This window comes from Candidatus Phytoplasma gossypii (assembly GCF_030586975.1).
Lineage (GTDB): Bacteria > Bacillota_I > Bacilli_A > Acholeplasmatales > Acholeplasmataceae > Phytoplasma > Phytoplasma citri.
In genome coordinates, this window is the sequence record NZ_JAOSIT010000029.1 from 1 (window position 1) to 7,334 (window position 7,334).

At 32.1% G+C, this 7,334-nt stretch carries 9 protein-coding genes and 1 pseudogene; all 10 read right to left on the bottom strand.

Features of this window, described 5'->3' with window-relative positions:
- Window positions 1-1,054, bottom strand: a 1,054-nt coding sequence (locus OC698_RS02355; protein WP_304513114.1) for a DnaB-like helicase C-terminal domain-containing protein, incomplete at its 3' end; no start/stop codon positions are given.
- A 6-nt stretch (window positions 1,055-1,060) separates the two neighbouring features.
- Window positions 1,061-1,684, bottom strand: coding sequence for a hypothetical protein (locus OC698_RS02360; protein WP_304513115.1), 624 nt, complete (start codon window positions 1,682-1,684; stop codon window positions 1,061-1,063).
- A complete protein-coding gene (locus OC698_RS02365; protein ID WP_304513116.1) occupies window positions 1,681-1,854 on the bottom strand; it encodes a hypothetical protein in 174 nt (57 codons plus the stop codon). Before OC698_RS02365 ends, OC698_RS02360 begins: the two co-directional genes overlap by 4 nt.
- Window positions 1,854-2,465: a dTMP kinase gene (gene tmk, locus OC698_RS02370; RefSeq protein WP_304513117.1), complete on the bottom strand. Its 612-nt coding sequence runs from the start codon at window positions 2,463-2,465 to the stop codon at window positions 1,854-1,856. The genes OC698_RS02365 and tmk overlap by 1 nt, the downstream gene beginning before the upstream one ends.
- A 78-nt stretch (window positions 2,466-2,543) precedes the next feature.
- Window positions 2,544-3,185 carry a YqaJ viral recombinase family nuclease gene (locus OC698_RS02375; RefSeq protein ID WP_304513122.1) on the bottom strand — a complete coding sequence of 214 codons (642 nt, stop codon included), beginning with the start codon at window positions 3,183-3,185 and terminating at the stop codon, window positions 2,544-2,546.
- A gap of 555 nt (window positions 3,186-3,740) precedes the next feature.
- A complete protein-coding gene (locus OC698_RS02380) occupies window positions 3,741-4,469 on the bottom strand; it encodes an effector (RefSeq protein WP_304513118.1) in 729 nt (242 codons plus the stop codon).
- A 66-nt stretch (window positions 4,470-4,535) separates the two neighbouring features.
- Complete coding sequence (locus tag OC698_RS02385) at window positions 4,536-5,513, bottom strand: coiled-coil domain-containing protein (RefSeq protein WP_304513119.1); 978 nt, start codon at window positions 5,511-5,513, stop codon at window positions 4,536-4,538.
- A 127-nt stretch (window positions 5,514-5,640) separates the two neighbouring features.
- Entirely contained in the window at window positions 5,641-6,477 is an 837-nt protein-coding gene (locus OC698_RS02390) for a hypothetical protein (RefSeq protein WP_304513120.1), read from the bottom strand.
- Window positions 6,478-6,508: 31 nt separating this feature from the next.
- Complete coding sequence (locus OC698_RS02395) at window positions 6,509-6,823, bottom strand: hypothetical protein (RefSeq protein ID WP_304513121.1); 315 nt, start codon at window positions 6,821-6,823, stop codon at window positions 6,509-6,511.
- Between the two features lie 60 nt (window positions 6,824-6,883).
- Window positions 6,884-7,334, bottom strand: a pseudogene (locus tag OC698_RS02400) (AAA family ATPase); the annotation flags it as partial.

Genomic DNA, 7,334 nt, shown 5'->3' on the forward strand with positions numbered 1-7,334 from the left:
GAGTTGCTTTGGTAATTTGGAGATGATCAATCACCACAATCTCTATTTGTTGTTCTAAATGGCGCCGATAAACTAAATCCAGGACATAATCAATGTTTTTGGTAGGATCATAGCTGAAAGTAATCTTGAGATTGTTCAAGAAGGGTTTAGCTATTCTCATCCTTTCCGTGTAAAGGGCAGGGGAAATGCCTGTCTCTTCCCAGTTTTTGGTGAAAATAACTTCGAGGGGGATTTGGGTTAAGTTCGCTAAGAAGCGACTTAAATTTTCTGCTAAAGTCATTTCATAAGAAAAAACCAAGATATGGGGGTAATGATTCGTTTCTTGCCACTTAGTTTGGGAAATATCTAAGAGCAGATGGTAAACAAAACTAGTTTTCCCTAAACCCGTATAACCGCCAATCGTAATCACTTGGCCTTTTTTAAAGCCGTTAGTGGTTTGATTTAAACCACGGAAGTTTTCGGATAAACGATAATATTCGGCGCGAATCGTTTCTTGGGCTTGACGATCAGTTTTAAAAAATTCAGGATGAATGGTAGCCATTTGGGGGATGGTGAATAAGGTTTGGTCGGATTGGTGGGGAATCCAAGCCATAAATTTTCTTAATTTAGCGAAAATTTCTTGGTAGTAGAGATGGCGATGATAAGGATCGGGATGGTCAAAAGTAGGTTTAATTATTTTTAAGAGTTGTTGGAAGAGTTTTTCTTGGGTATAAGTATGTTTTAAGTTAGTTAAGCAATCTAAGTTATTTTCCACCTGGTCTGGCTCACTTAAAAAAGCTAAGGAGGTTTGGGTAAAGGTTTCTTGAGGAAAATGGGTTTGGAGATAAGTCAGTAATTCATTAATAATCGAAGTTGGAGATGGATTTTGATCAAAAGGATGAAAAGAGGTTTTTTCTAAAGTTAAATATTTTAAGGCTTGAAAGATTTGACGATGTTGAGGCTCGAAAAACCATTGCGGATCAATTAGGTCAAAATAAAACTCTAATTGTTCCTTTTTGTTTTGGTTTAGATAGGTGATAATTTGTTTTAGGGCTTTTTGTTCATTGGTTAACATGGCCACTTAACTCCTTTGGGCTTTTTTAATGATATTAATATCGGGAAAAGGAATAAATTGGTTTATCCTTAAAGTGTGTAAGAAGTGATTAGCGCGCGGAGAAAATAAGTCAATAACTTGATTAATCCCGAGGATTTTCCCTTGGTTAATTTTCTTGTTTAATCTTTGGGCTTCGATTTCATGATTGGTTAATAAATAAAATTCAAAACGCGTATCGAGTTTTTTGAGTTGTTGGGCTTCGACCATGGCTTGTTTATAACGGTCCCGTAAACAAGTTTTAAAATTAAACGCGATAATTCGTTTGGTTTTCGTAAATAACACTAAATCAAATTTAATATCAGGAATAAAGAATAAATAAGCTTGAGGATATAAATGAATGATTCCTTGGTGTTGAAAATAGAATAAAATAAGATATTCATTGATTTTACCGCGAATTACTTTTTGACTTTGGGAGTTGTAGTGGTGATTCCTGAAATATTGATTTAAGAAATGATGATGTTGGATCATATATTCGTGAAAAGGATGATTGAAGAGAGTGGGGTTGATGATCAGTTTTGTGATTTGAACACATAAAGATTGCGGCTTAAAAACTTTAATCTGTTCAAAAGCTAAATTAGTTAATGCTTTCATTTATTTTTCCCCTTTCTCAATAAAAAAAGACTCTTTTGGGCGAGTCGAAAGTTAATTTTTTTGGTTTTCCAAGTGACAGTGCCATCAGGTTTGATGGTTTTAATTTTGCCGTTGCTATAATAGATATATAAATTACCATTTTGACATTTTTTCTTAACGATAATAGCCATTATTTGCTTGCTCCTAAATATTTCATAATTTTTTTGATATTTGCTGACACAGGATCACTTCCGTTTAAGATTAATTTCTTCATACCCCTAGTATAATGAGTAAGATAATGTTGGTATCCTTGGCGCACGGTTTGAAAATAAGTTAACGGTTTTTGTTCGATGAAATCGCTTTGGTGGTGGGGTTGGCTTTGTTTTCTTTTTAAACCCCTGCTAGGATCAATATCTAAATAAATTAATAAATCAGGTTTTTTTAAGATAGTTTCATGATTGATTTGAAAGATCTTTTTTAACGATAAAAGTTGTTGCTTTTCTTGAAAAAAAGGAAATAATTGGTAAGCATAGGTAGAAGGTAACCAACGATCGTAGATAATTAATGGGTGGTTGTTAAATAATTCCGCTTGGATTTGGGTCATATTAGCCAAACTTAAATAAAAACGGGTCAGATAATCTACTTGGGGAAAATTTAAAAATAAATCTCGTATTTCCTTACCAATCGTGCTACTGCCTAATCCTTGATAAACTTGAGGACAAGGAGTTAATTGGTGATAAAGCGTCTGAATCAGTGTTGTTTTCCCACTCCCATCTAAGCCTTCAAAAACAATTAATTTCATTATAGTTTCTCCTTTAAAGTCAATTGTGGGCATAAAAAAAGACCTTCTGGATGAAGGTCTCAAAATATTAATTAATAATTATTTGATTTTACTTAATTGTTTTAAATAAGTGGTTTGAGCTAATTCTTGTTTGGCTTTGTTTAAAAGGGCTAAGTATTTTTCACTATCTTGAATCATTTTCATGATAAAAGTTTGCTCTTGATAAATCCGCACCACATAATAATGAGTGTCCTGAAAATAAACTAAAAAGTAAGCGAATTTTGCTTGGGAACAAAAAAGTTGGCATTGGACTTGGGCCCAGTAGTATTTAGGGATATTTTCTAACTGGGGATTGTTTAAAAAACTAGTCCAAGTGCTAGAAACTGCTTGGTTTTCATTCACAAAAGGACATTTAATTTCTAAAACCGCTTGATGTTGTTCGTTGTAGCCATCTAAAGATGCGGAAAAAAGGTTAACTTGATCATCAGTAAAAATAGCGTCTTTAAAAGGTAAATTGGTTTTTTGAATGAAAAATTCTCTAGCGATGGGTTCCATTTTTTGCCCATGGAGAGTATATTGATTAGCGGTAAAAGGGGTGCCAAAGAGTTTATCATGGACTAATTGTTCTCGCGAACGAAAAGGATCTAATCCTGTAATGGAAGCGATTTCGGAAGCGTTAATATATTTTTGACGATGTTGGTACCATAATTTGGTCCGTTGATTTAAGTTTTTGATGCGCATCATAATTATTCTTTCTTAAAATTTTTTTTAAATAATAATAACAGATATTTTCCTAAATAATAAAAGAAACACAAAAGGTGATAAAAAACTTTAAGGATAAAATCAATTAAAGATAATAAATGGGGAAGAAATAATAAAATAATCGTGAATAAACCTAAATTTAACCATTGATTTTGGTAAGTTAAGAAAGAACTACTTATTCGCTGAAGCAGATGGTTTATCTTGGTTAACCAAGGATTAAAAAGATGCCACATGATGATTCGGTTGCTTGGTGGTTAAATATTGGTAAAATTGGACCATGATGCCTTTTTGGAGGTGACGGATACTTAATTTAACGGTAAAAAGATAAAATTTAAACACATAATAAATGGTGGTTAACGGAAATAACAACAATAAGGTAATGATAAATAAAAGGAGATTATTTGGTAAAATTGGTAAGATTTTATTAATGAACATAGGTTTTTATTTCCTTTCTAGGTTCGTGTTGTTAAATAAAAAAGACCCTGAAAAGGGTCTTGGAACAAAATAAATTTTTATGATAATAATTGGTTTAAATTACCAGTCATCATTAGTTCTTGAAAGATATTCAGCTTCTTTAGCTTTATCATGATTATGTTTGTATTGATAAAGGGATAAAGTTCTTCTTTTTGGGTTAAAGTGAAGATAGAAATCAGTTAATTCAAAGTTATCATTGTGAACAAAAGCCTCGCCAAGATAATAGTCCTTATCGTCTTCTAAGAAGTGTTTAGGGCCTTGGTATTTAAGGATTAAATAATTGCCACCTGGACCTTTGTGTTGTTGTTTTTCAAATTTTACATATAAATATAATTGACTGTCATCTTTTTTAAAGAAAGAAGCGGAATCAAATCCGTTTAAAGTGGTATAATTATAAGTTTTACCATCTTCGTTCCAACGGTCGAACGGATGACGGTCTTTGATGTAACAAACTAAGTTAGTAGGTTCTTTTTGGGTTTTGAGGCGATCTTGAATTTTCATGAATTCGAAAGCTCCGATATTTGCTTTGTTAGCGAGTTGTTGTTGATAATAACCGATACCATTAAGGCCATAAAAAGTATATTTAGCTTTAATCATTTGACATTTTTTGTTATCATCATACCATTCTTCATGAATTTCCGCTTTGGTTTCTTTTAAAATAGGAATTTCTTCTTTCGGTAACTTAATGATTTTCGTTTCGGTTAAAACCAAAAAACCGATCAATAAACATGATAATAATCCTAATATGATCAAAACCCATTTAATGAATTTTTTAATAATAATAAACATGATTATTTCCTTTCGGGTAATCGATAACATATCAACATTTTAACACATTTGCCTTTGAAATTTTCATTAAAACCATTTTGAGAACCAAGAAGTTACTCTATTAACTTTTTCGGTTACTCTATCAACTTTTTCGTTTACTATGTCTTTAATTTTATTAGTAAAGGGTTGAATGGAACCTTTCCAGGTTTTTTGTTTGTCTATGGTTTTTTCAATTTTTTTGTATTCTGTTGTTATTTGGGTTAATTCATCACCTTTTTCTTTTAATTGTACTTTAGTGGCTTCATGGGCTTTTTGTTCCTCTTTAATTTGTTCTTTAAGTTTATTGATTTCATGACGGAGTTCAGCGTTTTCTTCGATATATTTGCCAGAGGCGTTTTCTAAAGTTTTAATAGTGCCTTCGAGCGCTTGAATATGTAGACCTTGTTGTACCCATTTATCGATTTGTTGTTCTAATTCCGCGCTTAAACGGTTAATTTCTTCGGCTTGGGTGTTGATGATTTGGTTTAAGTGGGTGATTTCTTGGTCTTTTCGGTAGATAGTTGCTTGATATTCTTTTTCTTTTTGTTGGAAATTAGTTGTTAATTGATTGATTTCGTTTTGAAGGGTTTGTTTGGCTTGTTCAGATAAAGCTTGATTGGTGATTAATTCTTGATTTTTCGTTTCAATTAAAGCTTTTTGTTCTTGGAGTTGGTTTTGGAGTTGTTCGGTCATTTGGTTTTGGGCGTTGATTTGTTGGATTAATTGATTGATTTGGGCTTCTTTTTCGGTGTTAAGAGTTTTTTCTTGGTGAAGGTCAGTTTCTAATTGATTAATCTTTTGTTCTTGGGTCAAGATTTCGTTTTCTTTCGCACGGATTTGGTTAGTTTGATGATTTATTTCTTGTTGAAGGGTTTCTTTTTCTTGTGCCGATAGTTTTTGGTTGTTTTCTAATTCAGCTTGTTTTTGGGTTAAATCGTGTTCTAAATTGGCTTTTTGAGTTTCCAAATTTAAACTATTAATTTTTTCTTGTTGGAGTTGAATTTCTAATAAGTTTTTGGCTTTCATCATTTCTTCAGAAGTTAATTGCGTTTGGGTAATTTCTTTGAATTCCTCGCCAAGGAGTGGTGTTTGTGGGAGTTGTTCTTGGGGAAGAAAGGTAGGTTCAGTTGTTGGTTTATCAACTGAACCCTGATCAGGGATTGTTCAAGTTACCAGTTTTACTTTCTTCTTGATTTTTTTCTACTGGAGTTATTGTTTCTTTCACTTCATCATGATTAGTTATCGTTGTTTTTTCATCTTTCATATTAGTTGGTAAGTTAAGGATTGGGGGATTTTTTATTTGCTGGGTTAATGGTTGGGGCGGATTAGAAATTTTGGTTTCTTCACGATAAAATTGATAAAGTTCGTAAGTAGTTGCCGCTAAAGAAACTAGTCCTAAAGCTTTACTACCGATTCGGAGGATTTTACCACTAAGGGAAGTCGCTCGCTTTTGTAGGAGCGCTTTCGTTCCTTGTTTAATAGTGGTTTTTTTTCCTTTTTTTAGCCAATTACCCATTTTCCCGATGCCTAAACAAATCCCAATAACACTTAAAGTAGTAGCAAGATAACAACCTAATTTTGCTTTAGGCGAAAGAGGCTTTTTATCATTTCCTGTTATTTTGTTATAAACATTTTCGACAACTTGACGAATCGGTTGCGTAGTTTTATCGTAGAATGATTTAGTTTTAATAGCGACATCGCCTGTAAAAGCATTGATTTGGTGGTAAAAATTAGGAAAGAATTTAAAAAGGGTCCAATAAATACCTCCCCCAATTAAGAAAAAGGGGATAGACCAAATAAGAATATTAAAGGAATTTTTAATTATTTTAAGTAACCAGTTTTCTTTGTTAGTTTGAGTTTCGATAATGATTTTAGGAGTTGGAGTTTTTCTTTTGATAATTATTTTAGTAGATTTATTGTTTTTTGATTGATTTATTTTATTATGGTTTTGAGATTGCTTCTTTTTAGTTACAATTATTTTTTTGGCCATATATGATATTACTCGCTTTCTTGATTTTTATTTAGTGATTGGTTAAATCGATTATTTCATTAATAATAGTTAAAAGATCAATTCCCCAATGGGTAATTTGAAGGATTGAATTCATGCTTTTTTTAATTTTGTGGGAAATATTTTGGGCTAAATTCTTTTGGGGATTTTTTTCGGGTTCGAGGTTTTTGGCTAAAATTAATTTGTGTTCAGCATATTTGCAGGCGTTACAACGTTTTAATTGAGGCCGAGGTAAAGCGTAAAGGCTGTGAGGCATTAAAAACCCATAACCGATCAAGATAATCAAACTGAAATTAAAGCTTTTTTGATTGATTGATTTTATTTTCATAATTTTTACCTCCTTTAACATAAAAAAAGACTCTACATAAGAGTATTTCAGATGGTGAAATTATTTTTGATTTTTAGCGTGATGTTTATCTTGATAAAGGGATAAAGTTCTTCTTTTTGGGTTAAAGTGAAGATAGAAATCAGTTAATTCAAAGTTAGCATCGTGAACAAAAGCTTCACCAAGATAATAGTCCTTGTCTTCTTCTAAGAAGTGTTTAGGGCCTTGGTATTTAAGGATTAAATAATTGCCACCTGGACCTTTATTTTGTTGTTTTTCAAATTTTACATATAAATATAATTGACTGTCATCTTTTTTATTGAAAAAAGCGGAATCAAATCCGTTTAAAGTGGTATAATTATAAGTTTTACCATCTTCGTTCCAACGGTCAAAAGGGTAACCTTCTTTAATGTAGTTGGCAAGGTTAGTAGGTTCTTTTTGGAGTTCCCGACGATTTTCCACCAGTTTTAATTCTTTTCTTAAACTTTCTTCATGAGCTTGAAGCGACTTTAAA

Coding starts and splice junctions, on each gene's coding strand:
- tmk (WP_304513117.1), bottom strand. CDS start 2,465: ATGAAATTAATTGTTTTTGAAGGCTTAGATGGGAGTGGGAAAACAACA.
- OC698_RS02390 (WP_304513120.1), bottom strand. CDS start 6,477: ATGGCCAAAAAAATAATTGTAACTAAAAAGAAGCAATCTCAAAACCAT.
- OC698_RS02395 (WP_304513121.1), bottom strand. CDS start 6,823: ATGAAAATAAAATCAATCAATCAAAAAAGCTTTAATTTCAGTTTGATT.
- OC698_RS02385 (WP_304513119.1), bottom strand. CDS start 5,513: ATGAAAGCCAAAAACTTATTAGAAATTCAACTCCAACAAGAAAAAATT.
- OC698_RS02360 (WP_304513115.1), bottom strand. CDS start 1,684: ATGAAAGCATTAACTAATTTAGCTTTTGAACAGATTAAAGTTTTTAAG.
- OC698_RS02365 (WP_304513116.1), bottom strand. CDS start 1,854: ATGGCTATTATCGTTAAGAAAAAATGTCAAAATGGTAATTTATATATC.
- OC698_RS02380 (WP_304513118.1), bottom strand. CDS start 4,469: ATGTTTATTATTATTAAAAAATTCATTAAATGGGTTTTGATCATATTA.
- OC698_RS02375 (WP_304513122.1), bottom strand. CDS start 3,185: ATGCGCATCAAAAACTTAAATCAACGGACCAAATTATGGTACCAACAT.